Genomic DNA, 19,243 nt, shown 5'->3' with positions numbered 1-19,243 from the left:
CTCTATTCAGTTAACCGGGGATTATCCCAGCGCTACACGCTTGAATTCAGATACTTTCACATCACCTGCAGATTTCAGGTAAGCTTCTACGGAAATACCTGCATCTTTCACAAAAGGTTGTGCCAGCAGGGTGTTCTCTTTGAAGAAAGCGTTCAGTTTACCTTCAGCGATCTTAGCGATCATATCTTCAGGTTTACCGGCCATTTTCGGATCAGCTTTCATGGTTTCCACCACGATGGACCTTTCTCTTTCCACCACTTCAGCAGGGATGCTGTTGGCATCTACTGCCAGCGGGTTCATGGCTGCGATCTGCATGGCCACGTCTTTACCGGCTTCAACAGCTTCTGCGGACAGACCAACCAGTACACCCATACGGTATGCACCGTGAATATAAGAAGCCACATAAGGAGCTTCAATTCTTTCAAACTTGGCAATACCGATTTTCTCACCGATGGCAGCCAGTTTGTCGTTGATCATATCAACCACTTTGGATCCATTGATCACCACTTCATTCAGTTCTTCGACAGATTTTACGTTATTGGCAACAGCCGCATCCGCAATGCTCTGTGCAAACGCAACGAAATCAGCATTTTTAGAAACGAAATCCGTTTCACAACTGATACATACCACAAAACCCACTTTATTGTCAGCTGAGGTTTTAGCAATGATGACACCCTCTTTCGCTTCACGGTCGCTACGCTTGGCAGCCACTTTCTGTCCCTGCTTACGTAACCAGTCAATAGCTGCTTCAAAATCGCCATTGGTCTCGGTCAGTGCTTTTCGGCAATCCATCATACCTGCTCCGGTTGTCTGGCGCAGTTTATTAATATCCTGGGCGGTTATAGTTACTGTAGACATTATATTGGTAATTAAAGATTAAGAATTCGCAATTAACAATTAGTAATCAAGAATCATACTGTTTTCATGATGAATTCTTGATTACTAATTATTAATTCAATAGTAGTTGCAGCAGCGGCTTATTTACCTGCACCACCACCTGCAGGGCGGCGGTTACCGGGAACACGACGCTTAGGTGCTCCACCAGGACCGCCGGCTGCACCGGTAGCACCACGTGAGCGACCACCACGGGCAGCTTCAGCTTGTGCTTCAGCTTCCAGGCGACGGGCTTTTGCTTCGTTCTCATTGTTGCTATCTTCAGACTCTTCTTCATCTTTAGAAGCCTGACGTTCAGCCAGACCTTCAGCGATAGCAGCTACGATATAGTTGGTGATGATAGCAATAGATTTGGTTGCATCATCATTTGCAGGAATAGCAAAATCAACTTTATTAGGATCACAATTGGTATCAACCATACCAAAAGTGGTGATGCCCAGACGCTTGGCTTCGGACAAAGCAATATGCTCATGACCGATATCCACCAGGAACAGAGCGGCCGGCAGGCGACCCAGCTGAGCGATACCACCCAGCACTTTCTCCATTTTATCCTTATCGCGGCTCAGGGTAAGACGTTCTTTTTTGGTCAGGCTCTCTGCACTGCCATCGCTCAGCATTTTCTCTATGCTCTGCATCTTCTTCACGCTCTTACGAACAGTGTTGAAGTTGGTGAGCATACCACCTAACCAACGCTCAGTGGCGAAAGGCATGTTTACACGCTTGGCACATTCGCTAACGATTTCTTTTGCCTGCTTTTTGGTAGCCACAAACATGATCTTCTTACCGCTTTTCGCGATCTGCTTGATAGCAGCTGCAGATTCCTGCAGGTGATCAACAGTTTTGTTCAGGTCGATGATGTGGATACCTTTTTTCTCAGCAAAGATGTAAGGCAACATCTTTGGATTCCACTTCTTTTTCAGGTGACCAAAGTGTACACCGGCCTCCAGCAGTTGTTGTTGTAATGAAGTGTTATTTTCCATTTGTATAAATTGTTATAATGATTTGATTTGGTTAAGCTGCGAGCCATGAGCTGTGGGCCTTGAGCAAAAACAGCTCATAGCGCATGGCTCGCAGCTCATAGCTGGTATTAACGCTTGCTGAACTGGTAGCTTCTACGAGCTTTCTTATGACCGAATTTCTTACGTTCAACACCACGTGGGTCACGCTTCAGCTGGCCGGCAGCTTTCAGTGCTGGACGGAATTCAGCGTTCACTTCGAGCAGTGCGCGGGCAATACCCAGCTTGGCTGCTTCGGCCTGACCTTTCAGACCACCACCCTGTGCATTGATCACGATGTCCACTTTACCCAGCATATCAGCTGTTTTCAGCGGAGCCTCTACCTGGTTCTGCAAATAAACCAGTGGAAAATAAGCTTTGTAATCTTTGTCGTTTACAGTGATCTTACCATCGCCCTTGCTGATGAAAACGCGGGTAACGGCTTCTTTACGGCGACCAACTGCATTTTTTTGTTTTTCCATTTATGTTGGAATTAGTTGTTAGTGTAAGTTGATTAGAATTTCAGTTCTTTAGGCTGTTGGGCAGTGTGCGGATGCGCAGAACCTGCATACACAAAGAACTTCTTGACCATTTTACGGCCCAGACGGTTTTTAGGAAGCATGCCTTTTACAGCTCTTTCCATGACCACTTCCGGACGGCGTTTCAGCAGATCTTCAGCAGCTTCTTCTTTTTTACCTCCTGGGTAACCTGAGAAGTTGATGTATTGTTTCTGCTCAGCTTTGTTGCCGGTAAAAACAACTTTCTCTGCATTGATCAGGATCACATAATCACCGCAATCTACGTGCGGGGTGTAATAAGCCTTGTTCTTACCACGAAGAACAGAAGCGATTTTCGATGCAATACGTCCTACGGTTTGATTAGTACCGTCAACCACATACCAGTTGTGCTGTACGGTAGCCGCGTTCGCATGCTTGGTGGTGAAATGAAGTTTACTCATATTTTTTCGTTTTAATGAAACCAGCGCTATCCCGCCGATTTTAAATGGACGGCGAAGGTAGACCCAACCCGGCCAACTTTCCAAGGATTTTCAAAAGTATTTCAGATCGATATCTCACAACTAATTGATTTACAATAATAATTTTGATCGATTAATTTCAAAGGATGCTGAAACCTACGAACTTACAGCATTATAGGCCCGCCCGCCTGCCTAATTCAACCCTACCAACCCTTTTAGCGGGTGAAAAAACAACCATCCCTGCGTACAAATACGCTTCATGACAAGCGGTGAGATGAATATTTTTGCGAAAGTTGGTCTTTTACCAACTTTTTTATACTTTTCCGGTCTTTCTGTCACCTAGATGGTGCGATTGAGTTTTACTGACCGGAATCGTGCAATGCAACGATAACCCGGTAATATGAAGATCATCAATCCAATGCTTGTTGAAAACTTCGCGAAGCGACATGCTCATGCCAGGAAAAGCCTTTCTGCCTGGCGAAAAGCAACAGAAGAAGCCAGGTGGAAGAAAAACCAGGATGTGTAAAGGATTTCCCTAATGCCAAAATGCTACCCAATAAAAGAGCAAGATTTGAGATCTTACACAATACCTATCGCCTGGTGGTTGAGCTTGATTATGAAGATGGGATTATAAATGTGAGATTTCTCGGTTCTCATAATGAATATGATAAAATTGATGCAACAACAATCTAGTTTTATGAAAATTGCATGGTACCTGCTAGAGGATGAATTGGATTATCGAAAAGCATGCGAACGATTCGAGGAAGTCAAATATGCCACAAGAGAATCTCCTGATCACAAAGAAAAAATGCTACTTGCCTTTTTGATTGATGATTATGGAAAAAGAAATTCTATGCTTCCCGAATTGGACCCCATCGAATTCATCAAGATCCGGATGGAAGATTTTGGCTACAAACCCGCCGACCTGGCAAAAGCCTATGGTGATAAAGGAACTGTGAGCAAGGTTTTAAATTACAAGCAGGCATTATCCCTGACCATGATCCGTAAATTCAGTAAATTACTCCGCATACCCGCAGAGGCTTTGATCAAAGAATACAAACTCCAGTAAATTTTGTCCTACCAGAAATTCCAGGCCACCCAGCTTTTCACCGGAACCGAGATGCTCGGCCCTGAGAAAGTATTGATCACCGATGAACAGGGAACCATTGAAGCCATTGTTGACCAGCACGAAGCCGGAGAAAATGTTCAACGATTTTCCGGGCTGCTCAGTCCCGGTTTCATCAACTGCCATTGTCACCTTGAACTGAGTCATCTACGCGGTCGCATACCCGAAAAAACCGGACTGGTTGATTTTGTGTTCCGGATCGTGAACGAACGCCATTTCCCTGAAGCAGAAATACTGGATGCGATAGCAACAGCCGAAGACGAAATGCTGGGCAATGGTATTGTGGCTGTAGGTGATATCTGTAACAATTCCCTCACACTCGCCCAAAAAGCAAAACAGCGGTTGGCTTACTACAATTTTATTGAACTGACCGGCTGGTTACCCCAGGCGGCAGAGGCCCGTTTCAACAGATCATTAGAGGTTTACCAGGCATTTCAGCAACTACAACCCGCAGACAGCCGGTTCCGGAACACGCTGGCCCCCCATGCACCCTATTCTGTTTCCAATGAATTGTGGGATCTGATGATACCTCATTTCCATAACCAGACCGTAACCATACACAACCAGGAAACCAGCTTTGAAGACAGCTTATTTGAATCCAAAAAGGGTGATTTTATGCGGATGTATGGTCTGATGAATATTGATACAGCTTTCTTTGCACCTACCGGCAAAAGCAGCCTGCAATCCTATTTTGAAAAAATGATGCCGGCCCGAAAGCAGTTACTGGTACACAATACATTCACCAAAGAGTCCGATCTCAGGTTTGCGACCGACAGATCAACAGATGTAAACTGGTGCATCTGCATCAATGCCAACCGATATATTGAACAGGCTTTGCCTCCTGTTGAGTTGTTTCGCAGCCAACAGGCCAATCTGGTCATTGGCACTGACAGCCTGGCCAGCAACCATAGCCTTAGCATTCTTGATGAGTTAAAAACCATTACCCGCTTTTTCCCCAAGATTCCGCTGGCCGAGCTATTGCAATGGGCCACTTATAACGGCGCTAAAGCTCTGCAAATGGAAGATCATTTGGGAAGTTTTGAAAAAGGCAAACAACCTGGCATCATACTGATCCAGCAGTTAGCAAACCAACAAATCAACTCCCACTCCACCCTGCAAAGACTCCTTTGATTCATTCACTCATTCACTCACCCACTCATTCACTCATTATCACGCAAGTATCTCCTGCAAAATCGCATAACTCCGCATTTCTCCAAAGTCATAAATATGCAGTGATAAAAACGTCTGGTATGCCTGCAACAATTCCCTGCGGATATTCCGATTAAGGGTAAGCCCTTCAAGGTCATTATAGAACTGCAGCCTGGCAAGATCTGATGTGGTCCTGGCCATAACTCCTTCCAGGTAATACGGGTGCGTGGGTATCTCCGCTGTGAACAATCCTTCCTGCAGATCAAACACCGGTGTTTGTTGGCTGTAGGTACCCTGCAATTGAAAACCCAATTCACCGGCCAGGTGCAGCGTAAAATAAAGAGGAAGATTACCGGTCAGGGTGTCGTTACCCTTGTCCAGCTGTTTCAGTGTATCCTCGATCAGGTAAAACAATTCAGGGTTAGCCTCAGGTTGTTTAAGACTATGCTGCAGTAATTCGATGACATACATGGCCACTGCATTCCGGACCACATCGAACAGCACTTTTTCGTACAGGTACGCCCATTGGTATTCCTTGATAAATTGCAGCTGCTTCTGTTCATTGTGGTACACTTCCATGTCAAGTATGGCAGAGGGCTGGAAAAAAACGGCTTTCCCCGAAGATGTCTTACTGCTTTGACGTACCCCTTTTACAATATAGCTCTGTATCCCGAACAGCTCTGTATAGACGCTAGTGATGATACTGGTATCACCATATTTAACCGTTCGTAACACAATACCTTTGGTGGCGTGGATCATGCGATGATTGATGGGTGAAGATAACGAGTATTTGCTATCTGGTATTCCGTTGCCAGAGGGCTTACCAAAGCAGTTCCTGTCAACTCATCTTATATACGCGTTCTGCTCTATATTTGTGATCACCTTCTGATCCCATTATCCATGCGTATTGTTTTATTCCTGCTATTCTTTTTTGCTTTGCAAGGGAGCAGGCTATTGGCACAAAACAGCACTCCGCAATTTTACCTGTACGAAGACAGTTCCTCCCATTCCAATCCGCAGCATATATTAGAACTGTTCAGGGAGCATACGATAAAACAAGCTCCTGAAAAAGGAAAGAACCTAAGTTTTACACGTTCAATCTACTGGCTTATTTATGAGAACCCTTCTGCAAAACCGGCAGATTCAATGTTGCTATACATTGGCCATCACCATATCAATCGCATTCGTTTTTATTTTGTTGCGGACAGCAATATTCAGACACAATGGATCACGGGTGATTATTATCCTTTCCGTCAAAGACCCATTGAAACCACCGGTTTTTACTTTCCAATCAGCCAAAAAGGAATTTATCTGGTCGAAATAGATAAACGGAATGAATCTCTGCAGTTATCCTATCACCTTACAGATATCAAACAGGCATTACAGGAAGAATCGCGTACCAAAACAATTCTCTTCCTTTTTACCGGAATGCTGCTATTGCTCATCATCTTCGGTCTTTATCTTTTTATCATTGAAAAAGACAGACTATACCTATATTATATTCTATACATAGCTACAGGATGGTTATGGGTTTTATCTAATGCAGGTTATGGCTTTGAATACCTCTGGCCCAACATGCCATGGTTTGCAAGTAAAGCCAGGCCCGTGTTCGTAATCCTTCCGCTTATTTTCGCTTCCATATTCCTGGTGAGATATATTGGTGGCGTTACAAACCGGATTCACCTGAACATTCTAAAGTGGATGAACTCCTTATTGACAGGATGTATTATCCTCATCCTTTGTCTCAACGATCAGAATCAGCTGAATGACTGGTGGCTATACCTCCAATATATCATTCCCATCATACCCCTGCTGTATATTATTGTTTTTTTTATCATTCTGATCATTGCCAGTTTCCGCGGAAACAAACTGGCAGCCTTTTACCTGGTGGCCCAATTGATCCTGTTGATTTCTGCCGTTTTACAAATATCCTTTTCCCTTGGTAGTCTTAACCGTTTCGATTATTTCTTTAGTCATTACGGGCTTGCTTTCGGTTATGTGGTAGAAACCATTATTCTGACCATCGGATTGGTATACCGGTTCAATCGCTATCGCCTGGACAAAGAAGCGTTGTTGACCACACTAAACCAGCAGCAAAAGGAAAACACAAAAGTATTGATGCAGGTTCAACAGGAAGAGCGGGGTCGTATTGCCAGCCAGTTGCACGATGTGGTTGGCTCTCTCTTATCAGGCATCAAATTCAACCTTGCTTCGATCAGGGAAAAACAGGTATTCCTGCAGCACGATGTTTCCACTCAGTTTGATAAAACAGAAGAAGCCATAGGGATCGTATCGGGTATGGTGAGAAGCCTGAGTCACGCCTTAAGTCCTGTTATGCTGACCCAGGTCGGATTCAGGAGCGCACTTGACAAACTGGTCAGTATATTCAATGCCTCCGGCAGGATAAACATACAGGTGGAAGTGATAGGTTTTGATACATACGAAGCCAGACTGGAACAATATTACCTGACCCTATATGGTATCGTATATGAACTGTTGAATAACATAGCCAAACATTCCGGAGCTACGCATGCATTATTACAGATATCTGAATATGAGGATGTATTCGCTATAGTGGCAGAAGACAATGGTATAGGGCTTACAGATACACACACAACAGGTGAAGGACTTGGCATGGCAGGTATCCGGTCGAAAGTGTCCTATTACGGAGGCACGATGGCAATTGATAGCGACAAAAATCAAGGACTAATTATAACCATAGAAATTCCGATTGTGTATGACAAAGAACAGGCTCATATTGGCTGACGACCATCAATTCATGCTGGAAGGGGTACAGTCAATTTTGAAAGAGGATACATTATTGGATATTGTGGCAACCGCACAGAATGGTCATCAATTGATCGATGCGGTAATACGTGAAAAACCGGATCTCGTATTACTGGATCTGAATATGCCCGGGTATGACGGACTACAATGCCTTGAAAAAATCAAACAGGAGTTTCCAGGGATCAAAGTGCTTATTTTATCCAATTATTCGCAACCCGACCTGATTAACAAGGTCAAAAAAATGCAGGCAGACGGTTATTTAGCAAAAAATTCTTCTGCCAATGAATTGCGGGATGCCATCCGTACGGTGTTATCCGGCGGATATTATTTTCAGCAAATGGAAGAGTCTCCTGTCATAACCGAGAATTCTTATTACTTTGATGAGTTCCTGAAAAAATACCAGCTTACTAAGCGTGAAGTGGGGATTCTCCGGCTGGTATGCCAGGAAATGACCACCAAAGAAATCGCTTCTGCACTCTTTCTAAGCGAACTTACGGTGAACACACACCGCAGGAATATCCTGAAAAAACTAAGCGTTAAAAATGTAGCCGGCCTCGTAAATTTTGCTAAACAGCACAATATTTTATAAAGGTATCCCCTCCCCCGAAGGGATACCTGATAGGAATACATAAGGCTTATGACTATGTCATTTACTGACGTCTATTAACCTTCGCACCTATTTTACATTCAATTTTTGCATCAATCATGGTCAGACCGATCTCACTGCCCTGTATCAAACTGGTAACAGGCATCTCAATAACGTAGAGCCGGTCACAGGTAAACCCACGAACATGCTCATTTGGATACATTGAATTTTATGAAGGCAAAACTATCCTGGCAGAGGATCGGGGCAAATACCTAATAGTGGGTATTTATTGTGTTTTATCTCCTATAGGTTCTGCCTGCCGAGCACATACGATAGCTGGCAGCTGCCGTCATCTCCTATCGTGACCAATAAACCTTGTGTAAGTATTTATAAACGTTTAAACCACCCCGGTAAACTGCTTCAGAAAACGGATATCGTTTTGCGAGTAAAGACGGAGGTCATTTACCTGGTATTTCAGCTGCGTGATCCGCTCTACCCCCATACCGAAGGCAAATCCGGTGTATTTATTCGGATCAATCCCGAAGTTCTCCAGTACATTGGGGTGCACCATACCGCTTCCGAGGATCTCTACCCAACCGGTATGTTTACAAATATTACAGCCATCGCCTTTACAGATGAGGCAGCTGATATCCATCTCGGCACTGGGCTCCGTGAACGGGAAATAACTGGGCCGGAAACGCACTTTTACATCGTTACCAAACATTTCCTGCACAAAAAAGTACAGGGTCTGTTTCAGATCGGCAAAACTTACGTTCTCATCCACATACAAACCCTCTACCTGGTGAAAGAAACAGTGTGCCCTTGCACTGATGGTCTCATTCCGGTACACTTTACCCGGGCAGATCACCCTGATCGGTGGTTTCTGCGTTTCCATTACCCTTGCCTGTACGCTGCTGGTATGTGTGCGCAACAGCCAGGATGGGTTTTGATTGATGTAAAACGTATCCTGCATATCGCGTGCCGGATGATCTTCGGGCAGGTTCATAGCACCGAAATTGTGCCAATCGTCCTCAATCTCCGGACCTTCTGCCACCGCAAAACCAAGTCGTTTGAATATAGACACGATCTGGTTACGCACAATATTCAACGGATGCCGGGCACCTACGGCAACAGGATCGCCGGGCAAACTCCCATCTATTTTCAGGGTATCGGCTACTGCCCCCCCGCTATTGCTTTCTTTCAGTAATGCATACCTTTCTTCTACAAACAGTTTGAAATCGTTCAATACCTGCCCGAACTCTTTTTTACGCTCGTTGGGCACATGACGCATTTCGCCCATGATGGTTTTTACCAATCCTTTGGTACCCAGGTATTTGATACGGAATTCTTCTACCGCTTCCGGGGTATTTGCCTCAGCGGCCGCGATCTCCTGCCGGTAGGCTTCGATCTGTTGTACTAACTGTTCCATATTGCGAAGATAAACGCAGATTGGATATGATTTGGGTATGATTCCTATGATTTGCAAGGGGAAACGCTTACCAAGTCCGGAATAGCCGTAAAATTATAGCTCCATACGCAGATTGGATATGATTTCGGTATGATTCCTATGGTTTATAAAAGAAAACTGCTGACCCCGCCCCGAACCCTGAAGTGAGTGACACAAGAACCGATGCCATTGATTCACCAGCTGGTAAAGAGAGGTGTCCGCCATTCCGGATCGTTAAAACAGGCCAAAATACTGTAAAATCCTATCCTTCCTGCCCCAAATCATAGCCAATCTGTGCTGATTACTTTACATTTGCTACTGTAGACGTACAAATTATGGAATATAATACCGAGAGAAATTACCTAGGCATGAAGGAATATGGCCGCCATGTACAAAAGATGGTGGAATACCTGCTGACCATTGAGGATCGTGAAAAAAGACAGCAGCAGGCCCAGTATGTAATTGAGCTGATGGGCTTTGTGAACCCCCATTTAAAGAATGTAGAAGACTTCAGGCATAAACTCTGGGACCACCTGTTTTTCATCAGTGATTTTAAACTGGATGTGGACAGTCCCTATCCCATTCCCCAGAAAGAAACCTATAAGCAAAAACCCGACCCGCTGCCTTACCCTAAGCGTCATCCCAAGTATGCGCACCTGGGTAAGAACCTGGAAGTAGTTATTGATAAGGCACTGAAGGAAGAGGATCCGGAGAAAAAAGCCGGTTTTGCCCATGCCATAGCTTATTATATGAAGCTGGCATACAGCAACTGGCACAAAGAGCTGGTGCACGATGATACCATCCGCACCGAACTGAACAGTATTACCGGCGGGCAGCTTGAATTCAGTAACACGCCTTATATTAAACACCGCAACCAGAATTTTGAGCGTGACGAATATCCCCGAAGTGGTGGTGGACGCTGGCAGCAGAATTTTGGTGGCCGCAGCGGCGGAAGAAGCCAGGGTGGTCAGCGCGATAACAACCGCGGCGGCAGATCACAGGGTGGCAACCGCGGCGGTGGCAATCAGGGTGGTAACCGAAGTAATAATGGTAACAGGCAGGAAGGCCGTGGCGGTCAGTTCAAGAAGCGTTACTAGTTTACTTTTTTATTCATACAATTGCTATTCGTTTAGCAGTAAAAAGATATTTTTAGGCATCGGAAATTCCCGGTGCTTTTTTATTGCGTTTATTCAACCGCGTGACCTTCACCGGAGAATAAACGGGAAACCCACAAACCTGCAACCAACATGAACGCATTCGAAGTGATCGGCGGTAAAAAACTAAAGGGAGAAATTGTTCCGCAAGGGGCAAAAAATGAGGCTTTACAGATCTTGTCGGCGGTATTGCTCACTTCAGAAGCTGTAACCGTATCCAACATCCCCGATATACTGGATGTGAACCTGTTAATAGAACTGCTCGCTGATATTGGTGTAAAAGTGACCCGTAGCAACCGGCATACCTGCACTTTCCAGGCAGATGATATAGATGCGGATTACCTGGCATCAGACAGTTTTCGCAAAAAGGGGGGGCGGCTCCGGGGTAGTGTAATGTTTGCGGGACCAATGCTGGCCAGGTTCAAAAGGGCGTATATACCCAAGCCCGGTGGCGACAAAATTGGCCGGCGCAGACTGGATACGCATATCATTGGTTTTGAAAAACTGGGTGCAAAATATGAATATGAAGAGCAACTGGGCTGTTTCAAATTATCTTCCCCGCAACTGAAGGGTTGTTATATGCTGCTGGATGAACCTTCTGTTACAGGGACCGCCAATATTGTAATGGCAGCAGTTCTGGCAGAAGGTATCACCACCATTTATAATGCTGCCTGTGAACCCTACATTCAGCAGTTGTGCAAAATGCTGACCCGCATGGGAGCCAAAATTCAGGGTATTGGCAGTAACCTGCTGATCATAGAAGGTGTGAGTAAACTGGGGGGTACCACGCACCGCATGTTACCCGATATGATCGAGATCGGCAGTTTCATTGGTCTCGCCGCCATGACACAAAGCGAGATCACCATCAAAGATGCTGGCGTGGAACACCTGGGAGTCATACCGGAAAAATTCAGGCAACTGGGCATCGGGTTCGACATCAAAGGAGATGATATTTATATTCCCGCACAGGATATTTATGAAATACAAACCTTCCTGGATGGTGGTATCCTTACCATCTATGATCATCCCTGGCCGGGTTTTACCCCGGATCTGTTAAGTATCGTACTGGTGGTGGCCACACAGGCAAGGGGCAGTGTACTGGTGCACCAGAAAATGTTTGAAAGTCGTTTATTTTTCACCGATAAACTGATCGATATGGGTGCACAGATCATACTCTGCGACCCCCACCGCGCCACCGTGATCGGACTGGGTAGAAAAAACAATTTACGTGGCATTACGATGAGCAGCCCGGATATACGGGCCGGACAGGCATTGCTGATAGCCGCCTTAAGCGCCGAAGGAAAAAGTGTGATCCAGAATATTGAACAGATAGACCGTGGTTACCAATATATTGATGAACGCCTGCGAAACCTCGGTGCAGATATCAAACGTATTCCCGCCTGACAGGCTACTTTCCGATAATCGACGGTACCACACCACCAAATCAGTACCAGCTTGGTGATTCTGAATTGGCAATCAGGTATTTATGCTTTTATGTTCTGCATATGTAGTGCTTATACAAACCTACTACACAGAAAAAAATCCCGCGAAAACGCTAATATTCATGAAGTCAACCGGAAAATACGGCATTGATACATCCCGGATACTGTCGACAGCCTCTCTCCCTAAATCGTAGTAGACCGACTACAAACTAAACTGCTTTTGAGCTATTACCAGAGCTGATGAATAGTTGGAGCTTTACAGTAGCCAATATCCGTAACCTGTACAATACAGGTTAATCTCCATTCACAGGTAAAACCAATACCATGAAACAGGCTCCCATATTCACGGATAGCGCTCAAAGGATAGAAGAAACAGAGAAGATCAAGTTCCCTGAAACGCAACAGACAGACGAATTCGGGCAGATTATCCAATTAGCAGGCATCATTTGCAATTCCTCTGTATCGTTGATTTCCCTGATCGACAGAACGCAGCTATGGTTCAGGTTCAAAGCGGGTATAGAAGAAACTGCTCCTCTGGCAGAGATCACATTTACCGGAACGGATATTTTGCTGGACCATGATTTTGCGGTGGTAGAAGAAGCCCTCAGGGGTACCCATTTTTTTGACAACCCCATTGACACTGTCCCTACGGAAAAAAGATACTATGCCGGCGTACAGCTTTTGTGCCGGCAGGGTTACCAGATAGGTATGCTTTGTGTAGCCAATCCCAATCCTTACCTGCTCAGCAAACAACAATTACAGGGACTGGAATTATTGGGTAATCACCTGGCCAAACTCATTGACCTGAAAATAACCCGTAAGCAGCTGGAAAGAAAATCGCAGAAAATCGAATTACAGAACCGCTTGCAGAAAAAAATGCACTCAGTGATCGTGCATGATATCCGCGGACCGATCGGTTCGATTTTATCAGCTTTTCAGATGCTGGAATCTGAACAGGTTTCTGAAGAGGAAAGAAAAATGCTGATTTCCATTTTTGCCAAACAGATCGGTACCACCTATAACCTGGTCAACAACCTGATCGATTGGGGCTCGATAGAAATGCAGGAAAAATCTGTGAAACAGGAAGTGAACCTGAGAGAAATCGTTAATCAGGAGTTTGAACAGATACGGAGCAGTGCCGAATCTAAAAACAACCAGCTGATCAACCGGGTCAATAAAACCGCTACCATTACCATCAACCCGAATATCTTACGGTTCATGATCCGGAACCTGGTCAGCAATGCCAACAAGTTCACACACAATGGACAGATCACGATATACAACGATGTGTCCGAAACCTATCACCAGGTAGCCATCAGCGATACCGGTGTGGGCATGTCGCAGGAGATCATCAATAAGATCGTCAGTACAGAAGACAGTGTTGTGAGTACATTCGGCACCAATGATGAAAAAGGCAGTGGTATGGGCATTACCCTGATCAAGGATTTCATGAAACAAATCGGCGGGCAGCTGCAGATACAAAGTACGATAGACAAGGGTACAACTGTCTTTCTCAAGATCCCCATGTAAAGCATGGTAAAACAAACCGCATTTCGTTATTGATTCCCTGCAGAAGATTCTACTTTTGCAGTATGAACACATTTGAAACCCTACAAAGCATCATCCAGCATAGAAGAAGCGTAAAACCTTCTGATATGAATGGAAAAAAGATAGACAATGCACTTATCCAGCGTTTGCTGATCCTTGCCGACTGGGCGCCTACACATGGCCGAACTGAGCCCTGGCGTTTTATTGTGTATGAACAGGAATCTATTGGGAAATTCTGCCGGGATCATGCCGAGCTGTACAGAAATGGTACCGATCCGGAGAAATTCACACATGCTAAATATGAAAAACTGCAACAGCAGGGTGACCGCCTCTCGCACATTATTGTTGTGTATATGAAACGGAGTGTTCACAACAGTATTCCTGTACTGGAAGAGATCGCTGCGGTAAGCGCCGCCATGCAGAACATCCTGCTCGGCGCCGCATCACTGGGTATTGCCGCTTTATGGAGTACCGGCGGCATGACCCATGACCCATCCATGAAAACATACCTGGGCCTTGGTGAAGAGGATATTGTCATGGGGCTGCTCTTCCTCGGTTATACCGATGAACCCGCCAAAGATGGTCAGCGCAGGATACCGCTGGAGGAAAAAGTGAGTTGGCATTCGTGAGTCGTCAGTTGTGAGTAGTGCATAGGCAATGGTGAATCCAGGGGTCAGCCTCCCCCAACAAAGTCCTTTCCCGCTCATGACTCATGAATACCAATTGCCCATTCACCATAATATTGTTTCTTTGCGCAAATCAATCGCATGTCTGCAACACATGGCAAACTGATCATACTCACCGCTCCCTCTGGTTCGGGCAAAACATCCATTACCCGATACCTGATCAGTAAATATCCCCGTTTGTCTTTTTCAATTTCTGCCACTACCCGTGCACCGCGCGGTACCGAAAAAGACGGAGTGGAATATCATTTCCTGAATGTAGCTGATTTTAAGTCTAAGATAGATGCCAATGAGTTTATTGAATGGGAAATGGTATACGAAGGAAAATACTATGGCACACTAAAGACCGAACTGGAGCGTATCTGGAACGAGGGCAAGGTACCCATGCTCGATATTGATGTAAAAGGCGCCATACATGTGCAACAACAATTTGCAGGCGATTGCCTGTCTATCTTCATACAGCCCCCATCAGTGGCCGAACTCAGGCGCAGGCTGGAAGCCCGGGGTACCGAAACCCCGGAAAGCCTGGAAACAAGGGTGAACAAAGCCAGCTATGAAATGTCTTTCAATCACCATTTTACCAAAACCATCCTGAATGAGGATCTTGACAAAGCCTGCGCCGAAACCGAACAGGTGATCAAAGATTTCTTAGGTTGGTAAGCCGGTTTTGCTGAAATTGGGTGTCTAACCAATTGCATATGTCATTCCAGAACAGAACCGTATTCATTACCGGCGCCAGTAGGGGTATCGGTAAAGCCATGGCTTTACGTTTGGCCAGGGAAGGCGCCAATATTGTGATCGCTGCCAAAAGCGTGGAAGAAGATCCCCGCCTGGGTGGCACCATCTTTTCTGCAGCAGCAGAAGTAGAAGCAGCGGGCGGAAAAGCACTGGCGGTACAACTCGATATCCGCCATGAAGACCAGGTACAGGCTGCTGTACAAAAAGCGGTAGACCATTTTGGTGGTATCGATGTGCTCATCAACAACGCTTCAGCCATTCAGCTGACCCCGACCGAACAGACAGAAACCAAACGTTTCGACCTGATGCAGAGCATCAATGTACGCGGCACTTTCTTAATGGGCAAATACTGCATCCCCCATTTGCGTAAAGGAAAGAACCCGCATATCATCACATTATCACCCCCTGTTAACCTTGATCCCAAATGGATGGGCGGCCATATTGCCTACACAATTACCAAATACAGCATGAGCATGCTGGCACTTGGCTGGGCGGCTGAATTAAAGGGCGCCGGTATCGCTTCCAACGCTTTATGGCCCAGGACCACCATCGATACGGCAGCCGTAAGAAACCTGCTGGGGGGTGAAGCGCTTGCCAAAATGAGCCGCACACCCGATATACTGGCCGATTGCGTATACCATATCCTCAGCAAACCTGCTGCCCAATGCACCGGCAACACCTTTATTGACGAAGAAGTGATGGCAGCCGAAGGCATCACAGACCTGAGTAAATATTCTGTGGTACCCGGCGCCGAACTCTACCGCGACCTGTTTGTTTAATTTTTTGAAATTACTTGCATGAAAAAGATCTTATCTACTGCTGTCATTTGCGCAGTCTCTCTGGTATTATATGCCCAGAAAGGAACCAATGCAACTGCATTGTTGAAACAGAACACCATTACGAACATAGACGCCAGGTACGACGATTATAAAAACATTGCGTTACAGATCTGGAACTATGCTGAGGTAGGTTATAAGGAACAGAAAAGTTCTGCCCTGCTGCAGCAAACCTTACAGGCCAATGGCTTTACTGTACAGGCGGGTGTTGCCGATATACCCACTTCTTTTGTGGCGAGTTATGGCAGTGGTCAGCCGGTGATCGCCATCCTGGCGGAATATGATGCTTTACCCGGCCTGTCGCAGGAAGCAGTTCCCGGCAAACAACCGATCAAAGGAGTGGATGCAGGCCATGGCTGTGGCCATAACCTGTTCGGCACAGCCTCTGTTGCTGCCGGTATCGAGATCAAGAAACTGATCGAAAGTAAACAACTGAAGGGCACCATCCGCGTGTATGGTTGTCCTGCAGAAGAAGGTGGCAGTGGCAAGGTATACATGGTCCGCGCCGGATTGTTCAAAGACGTGGATGTAGCTGTACACTGGCATCCTTCTGATGTGAATGCCGTTACCATGACAAGCGCCCTGGCCAATACATCGGCCAAATTCCGTTTCTATGGTTTATCCGCCCATGCATCCATGGCCCCAGAAAAAGGCCGTTCCGCACTGGATGGTGTGGAAGCCATGGATCATATGGTAAATATGATGCGTGAACATGTGCCCCAGGAAACCCGTATCCACTACGTGATCACACAGGGTGGCAAAGCGCCAAATGTGGTGCCCGATTTTGCAGAAGTGTTCTATTATGTGCGTCACCCGAAAAGAGAATGGGTGGTGAGTGTGTTCGACAGGCTCACCAAAGCTGCCAAAGGTGCAGCCCTGGGCACAGACACCAAAGTAGAATATGAGATCATTGGTGGCACACACGATCTGCTCATTAACCGTACTTTGGCAGAAGCCATGCAGCAGAACCTGCAGAAAGTTGGCGGGGTGAATTACACCGCTTCTGAGATCGAGTTCGGTAAGAAAATACAGTCTTCTTTCTCTTACCAGTCACCTGCCATTGAAAGAGCAGCAACCATTGCTCCCCTAAAACCAGTGATCGATGCCGGTGGCGGTTCTACCGATGTAGGGGATGTAAGTTATGCCGTACCCACCGTTGGCCTGGAAGCAGCCACCTGGATACCCGGCACCGCCGCACATAGCTGGCAGGCCGTAGCCTGTAACGGCACAGATATCGGCGCCAAAGGAATGATGGTAGCTGCCAAAACCATGGCACTAACTGCCATCGACCTGTTCACAGATGCGGCGTTGATCACCAAAGCCAAAGAAGAATTCAAACAATCCAGAGGAGATTACCAATACAAAGCCCTCCTGGGCGACAGAAAACCCGCATTGAATTACAGGGACTGAGTGGGGAGTGGTGAGTAGGGAGTTCAGAAAGTATTGATAGACTAAAAAAGGGGAAGCATCCAGCTCCCCCTTTTTCTTGCGTATATCCCAATTCACGAATCACGATTGCCCATTCACCATTGCCAAATTATTCCCCCACTCACCACTCACCACTCACGCTCCTCCCTTCCACCACCCGCTTATATTTAGCCATATCAATCGCTTTCTCACTTTTGGCGATGATGACTGTGGCAATGGTATTGCCGATCATATTGGTCAGGGCTCTTCCTTCACTCATAAAACGGTCCACCCCGATCAGGAGTGCCAGTCCTTCCAGCGGTATCACTTTTAAGATCGTAAGCGTGGAGGTAAGAACAATGAACCCACTGCCAGTTACGCCGGCTGCTCCTTTACTGGTGATTAACAGTACCCCGATAATGGTCAGCTGCTGTGCCAGGGTAAGATTGATATCGAATACCTGCGCCAGAAAAATAGTGGCCATACTCAGGTAGATGGTGGTTCCATCGAGGTTAAAACTGTAGCCCGTGGGAATGATCAAACCCACTACAGATCTTTCGCACCCTGCAGCTTCCAGTTTCTCCATCAGGTTGGGCAGAACCGCTTCGCTGCTGCTGGCACCCAGCACAATCAGAAGCTCTTCCTTGATGTACACCAGCAGTTTCCAAACATTGAAACCATAATAACGGCCAATCAGGTTCAGTACCACAAAAATGAACAGCAGTGATGTTATATAATAAGACAGCAGCAGGTTTCCTAATAATGCCAGGCTGCCAAAACCGAATTTGCCAATGGTATAGGCCATACCACCGAAAGCGCCGATAGGACTTAACTTCATCACAATATGGATCACATTGAAAAAAGCCCTGTTCAGGTTCTCAAATACAGATATCAGTTTGGCGCCACCACTCCCCATCTTGGTGATGGCCACACTGAACAATACGCCGAAGAACAACACCTGCAACAGATCACCCTTGGCAAATGAGTCAACAATATTGGTGGGGATGATATGCGAAAAAAACTCACCCCAGTTCATCTCCTTGGCGGCAGAAGTATACTTATCGAGGTTTTCTTTGGGTAGATGATTGGTAGCAATTCCCACCCCCGGCTTCAACATATTCGCCACCAACAGTCCGATGATCAGGGCAAAAGTGGTGACCACTTCAAAATAGATCAGACCCTTACCACCAACCCTGCCCACTTTTTTCAGGTTACCAGCTCCGGCAATACCGAGTACGATAGTCAAAAAGATCACCGGCGTGATCACCATCTTGATCATATTGATGAACGACTCGCTGATCAGTTTTGCGGTAGGTGCAAATGCAGGATACAACCAGCCGGTAAGAACCCCCAAAATAATTCCAATGATAACCTGTACGTAGAGAACCTTTAGATATTTCATCGGCAACGGGGAGTTTTGGTATGGCAATCTACAAAAAAAGTCCATAGAGGCTGACCCTTACATCAGGGAGCTT

At 46.0% G+C, this 19,243-nt stretch carries 20 protein-coding genes; 13 read left to right on the top strand and 7 right to left on the bottom strand.

Annotated features, from left to right (window positions below; all coding sequences use genetic code 11):
* Positions 1-21: 21 nt before the first annotated feature.
* The 4 genes from tsf to rplM form a co-directional block, all read right to left on the bottom strand.
* Positions 22-858, bottom strand: a complete 837-nt coding sequence (gene tsf, locus ACH3Y6_RS04290) for a translation elongation factor Ts (protein WP_490834345.1) — start codon at positions 856-858, stop codon at positions 22-24.
* A gap of 119 nt (positions 859-977) precedes the next feature.
* On the bottom strand, positions 978-1,874 hold the full coding sequence (gene rpsB, locus ACH3Y6_RS04285; protein WP_490834344.1) for a 30S ribosomal protein S2: 897 nt from the start codon (positions 1,872-1,874) through the stop codon (positions 978-980).
* Positions 1,875-1,981: 107 nt separating this feature from the next.
* On the bottom strand, positions 1,982-2,371 hold the full coding sequence (gene rpsI / locus ACH3Y6_RS04280; RefSeq protein ID WP_490834343.1) for a 30S ribosomal protein S9: 390 nt from the start codon (positions 2,369-2,371) through the stop codon (positions 1,982-1,984).
* A gap of 32 nt (positions 2,372-2,403) precedes the next feature.
* Positions 2,404-2,847 (bottom strand): 50S ribosomal protein L13, encoded by a 444-nt coding sequence (gene rplM / locus ACH3Y6_RS04275; protein ID WP_490834342.1) that lies wholly within the window; start codon positions 2,845-2,847, stop codon positions 2,404-2,406.
* 418 nt (positions 2,848-3,265) lie between these two features.
* On the opposite strand from rplM, the gene ACH3Y6_RS04270 reads away from it, so the two are divergent.
* The 4 genes from ACH3Y6_RS04270 to ACH3Y6_RS04255 are packed head-to-tail and all read left to right on the top strand — an operon-like array spanning position 3,266 to position 5,122.
* Complete coding sequence (locus tag ACH3Y6_RS04270) at positions 3,266-3,391, top strand: hypothetical protein (RefSeq protein ID WP_490834341.1); 126 nt, start codon at positions 3,266-3,268, stop codon at positions 3,389-3,391.
* Positions 3,367-3,558 (top strand): type II toxin-antitoxin system HigB family toxin, encoded by a 192-nt coding sequence (locus tag ACH3Y6_RS04265; protein ID WP_490834340.1) that lies wholly within the window; start codon positions 3,367-3,369, stop codon positions 3,556-3,558. The genes ACH3Y6_RS04270 and ACH3Y6_RS04265 overlap by 25 nt, the downstream gene beginning before the upstream one ends.
* A 4-nt stretch (positions 3,559-3,562) precedes the next feature.
* Positions 3,563-3,934: a helix-turn-helix domain-containing protein gene (locus ACH3Y6_RS04260; protein ID WP_490834339.1), complete on the top strand. Its 372-nt coding sequence runs from the start codon at positions 3,563-3,565 to the stop codon at positions 3,932-3,934.
* Positions 3,935-3,937: 3 nt separating this feature from the next.
* Entirely contained in the window at positions 3,938-5,122 is a 1,185-nt protein-coding gene (locus ACH3Y6_RS04255; protein ID WP_490834338.1) for an amidohydrolase family protein, read from the top strand.
* Positions 5,123-5,161: 39 nt separating this feature from the next.
* Here ACH3Y6_RS04255 and recO read toward each other — a convergent pair whose 3' ends face one another.
* The gene (gene recO / locus ACH3Y6_RS04250) at positions 5,162-5,899 is read right to left on the bottom strand and encodes a DNA repair protein RecO (RefSeq protein WP_490834337.1); all 738 of its coding nucleotides are present in this window, start codon (positions 5,897-5,899) and stop codon (positions 5,162-5,164) included.
* Positions 5,900-6,040: 141 nt separating this feature from the next.
* On the opposite strand from recO, the gene ACH3Y6_RS04245 reads away from it, so the two are divergent.
* Both ACH3Y6_RS04245 and ACH3Y6_RS04240 read left to right on the top strand, forming a co-directional pair.
* Entirely contained in the window at positions 6,041-7,906 is a 1,866-nt protein-coding gene (locus ACH3Y6_RS04245) for a sensor histidine kinase (protein WP_490834336.1), read from the top strand.
* Positions 7,878-8,516, top strand: coding sequence for a response regulator transcription factor (locus ACH3Y6_RS04240; RefSeq protein ID WP_490834335.1), 639 nt, complete (start codon positions 7,878-7,880; stop codon positions 8,514-8,516). Before ACH3Y6_RS04245 ends, ACH3Y6_RS04240 begins: the two co-directional genes overlap by 29 nt.
* 394 nt (positions 8,517-8,910) lie before the next feature.
* Here the strand turns inward: ACH3Y6_RS04240 and pheS are convergent, their stop codons facing one another.
* Entirely contained in the window at positions 8,911-9,942 is a 1,032-nt protein-coding gene (gene pheS / locus ACH3Y6_RS04235; protein ID WP_490834334.1) for a phenylalanine--tRNA ligase subunit alpha, read from the bottom strand.
* Positions 9,943-10,328: 386 nt separating this feature from the next.
* On the opposite strand from pheS, the gene ACH3Y6_RS04230 reads away from it, so the two are divergent.
* The 7 genes from ACH3Y6_RS04230 to ACH3Y6_RS04200 all read left to right on the top strand — a co-directional run bounded on the left by ACH3Y6_RS04230 (position 10,329) and on the right by ACH3Y6_RS04200 (position 17,771).
* Complete coding sequence (locus ACH3Y6_RS04230; protein WP_490834333.1) at positions 10,329-11,057, top strand: DUF4290 domain-containing protein; 729 nt, start codon at positions 10,329-10,331, stop codon at positions 11,055-11,057.
* A 150-nt stretch (positions 11,058-11,207) separates the two neighbouring features.
* A complete protein-coding gene (gene murA / locus ACH3Y6_RS04225) occupies positions 11,208-12,518 on the top strand; it encodes a UDP-N-acetylglucosamine 1-carboxyvinyltransferase (RefSeq protein WP_490834332.1) in 1,311 nt (436 codons plus the stop codon).
* Positions 12,519-12,880: 362 nt separating this feature from the next.
* Positions 12,881-14,086 (top strand): sensor histidine kinase, encoded by a 1,206-nt coding sequence (locus ACH3Y6_RS04220; protein ID WP_490834331.1) that lies wholly within the window; start codon positions 12,881-12,883, stop codon positions 14,084-14,086.
* Positions 14,087-14,148: 62 nt separating this feature from the next.
* On the top strand, positions 14,149-14,733 hold the full coding sequence (locus ACH3Y6_RS04215) for a nitroreductase family protein (protein ID WP_490834330.1): 585 nt from the start codon (positions 14,149-14,151) through the stop codon (positions 14,731-14,733).
* A gap of 138 nt (positions 14,734-14,871) precedes the next feature.
* Positions 14,872-15,447, top strand: coding sequence for a guanylate kinase (gene gmk / locus ACH3Y6_RS04210; RefSeq protein ID WP_490834329.1), 576 nt, complete (start codon positions 14,872-14,874; stop codon positions 15,445-15,447).
* Positions 15,448-15,485: 38 nt separating this feature from the next.
* Positions 15,486-16,304 (top strand): SDR family oxidoreductase, encoded by an 819-nt coding sequence (locus tag ACH3Y6_RS04205; RefSeq protein ID WP_490834328.1) that lies wholly within the window; start codon positions 15,486-15,488, stop codon positions 16,302-16,304.
* Between the two features lie 18 nt (positions 16,305-16,322).
* Complete coding sequence (locus tag ACH3Y6_RS04200) at positions 16,323-17,771, top strand: amidohydrolase (RefSeq protein WP_490834327.1); 1,449 nt, start codon at positions 16,323-16,325, stop codon at positions 17,769-17,771.
* A gap of 139 nt (positions 17,772-17,910) precedes the next feature.
* On the opposite strand, the gene dctA is transcribed toward ACH3Y6_RS04200, so the two are convergent.
* Positions 17,911-19,170 (bottom strand): C4-dicarboxylate transporter DctA, encoded by a 1,260-nt coding sequence (gene dctA, locus ACH3Y6_RS04195; protein WP_490834326.1) that lies wholly within the window; start codon positions 19,168-19,170, stop codon positions 17,911-17,913.
* Positions 19,171-19,243: the final 73 nt, after the last annotated feature.

This window comes from Sediminibacterium sp. FW305-C-269, assembly GCF_058231045.1.
Note: the sequence above shows the minus strand (reverse complement) of the source record. Positions and strands in the feature narration are given on the sequence as shown.

What these genes read in the sequence shown, in the direction of transcription:
- ACH3Y6_RS04260 (WP_490834339.1), top strand. Translation starts at nt 3,563, where the DNA reads ATGAAAATTGCATGGTACCTGCTAGAGGATGAATTGGATTATCGAAAA.
- recO (WP_490834337.1), bottom strand. Translation starts at nt 5,899, where the DNA reads ATGATCCACGCCACCAAAGGTATTGTGTTACGAACGGTTAAATATGGT.
- ACH3Y6_RS04220 (WP_490834331.1), top strand. Translation starts at nt 12,881, where the DNA reads ATGAAACAGGCTCCCATATTCACGGATAGCGCTCAAAGGATAGAAGAA.
- rpsI (WP_490834343.1), bottom strand. Translation starts at nt 2,371, where the DNA reads ATGGAAAAACAAAAAAATGCAGTTGGTCGCCGTAAAGAAGCCGTTACC.
- ACH3Y6_RS04215 (WP_490834330.1), top strand. Translation starts at nt 14,149, where the DNA reads ATGAACACATTTGAAACCCTACAAAGCATCATCCAGCATAGAAGAAGC.
- pheS (WP_490834334.1), bottom strand. Translation starts at nt 9,942, where the DNA reads ATGGAACAGTTAGTACAACAGATCGAAGCCTACCGGCAGGAGATCGCG.
- ACH3Y6_RS04205 (WP_490834328.1), top strand. Translation starts at nt 15,486, where the DNA reads ATGTCATTCCAGAACAGAACCGTATTCATTACCGGCGCCAGTAGGGGT.
- ACH3Y6_RS04230 (WP_490834333.1), top strand. Translation starts at nt 10,329, where the DNA reads ATGAAGGAATATGGCCGCCATGTACAAAAGATGGTGGAATACCTGCTG.
- tsf (WP_490834345.1), bottom strand. Translation starts at nt 858, where the DNA reads ATGTCTACAGTAACTATAACCGCCCAGGATATTAATAAACTGCGCCAG.
- ACH3Y6_RS04200 (WP_490834327.1), top strand. Translation starts at nt 16,323, where the DNA reads ATGAAAAAGATCTTATCTACTGCTGTCATTTGCGCAGTCTCTCTGGTA.
- dctA (WP_490834326.1), bottom strand. Translation starts at nt 19,170, where the DNA reads ATGAAATATCTAAAGGTTCTCTACGTACAGGTTATCATTGGAATTATT.
- rpsB (WP_490834344.1), bottom strand. Translation starts at nt 1,874, where the DNA reads ATGGAAAATAACACTTCATTACAACAACAACTGCTGGAGGCCGGTGTA.
- ACH3Y6_RS04245 (WP_490834336.1), top strand. Translation starts at nt 6,041, where the DNA reads ATGCGTATTGTTTTATTCCTGCTATTCTTTTTTGCTTTGCAAGGGAGC.
- ACH3Y6_RS04270 (WP_490834341.1), top strand. Translation starts at nt 3,266, where the DNA reads ATGAAGATCATCAATCCAATGCTTGTTGAAAACTTCGCGAAGCGACAT.
- rplM (WP_490834342.1), bottom strand. Translation starts at nt 2,847, where the DNA reads ATGAGTAAACTTCATTTCACCACCAAGCATGCGAACGCGGCTACCGTA.
- murA (WP_490834332.1), top strand. Translation starts at nt 11,208, where the DNA reads ATGAACGCATTCGAAGTGATCGGCGGTAAAAAACTAAAGGGAGAAATT.
- ACH3Y6_RS04240 (WP_490834335.1), top strand. Translation starts at nt 7,878, where the DNA reads ATGACAAAGAACAGGCTCATATTGGCTGACGACCATCAATTCATGCTG.
- gmk (WP_490834329.1), top strand. Translation starts at nt 14,872, where the DNA reads ATGTCTGCAACACATGGCAAACTGATCATACTCACCGCTCCCTCTGGT.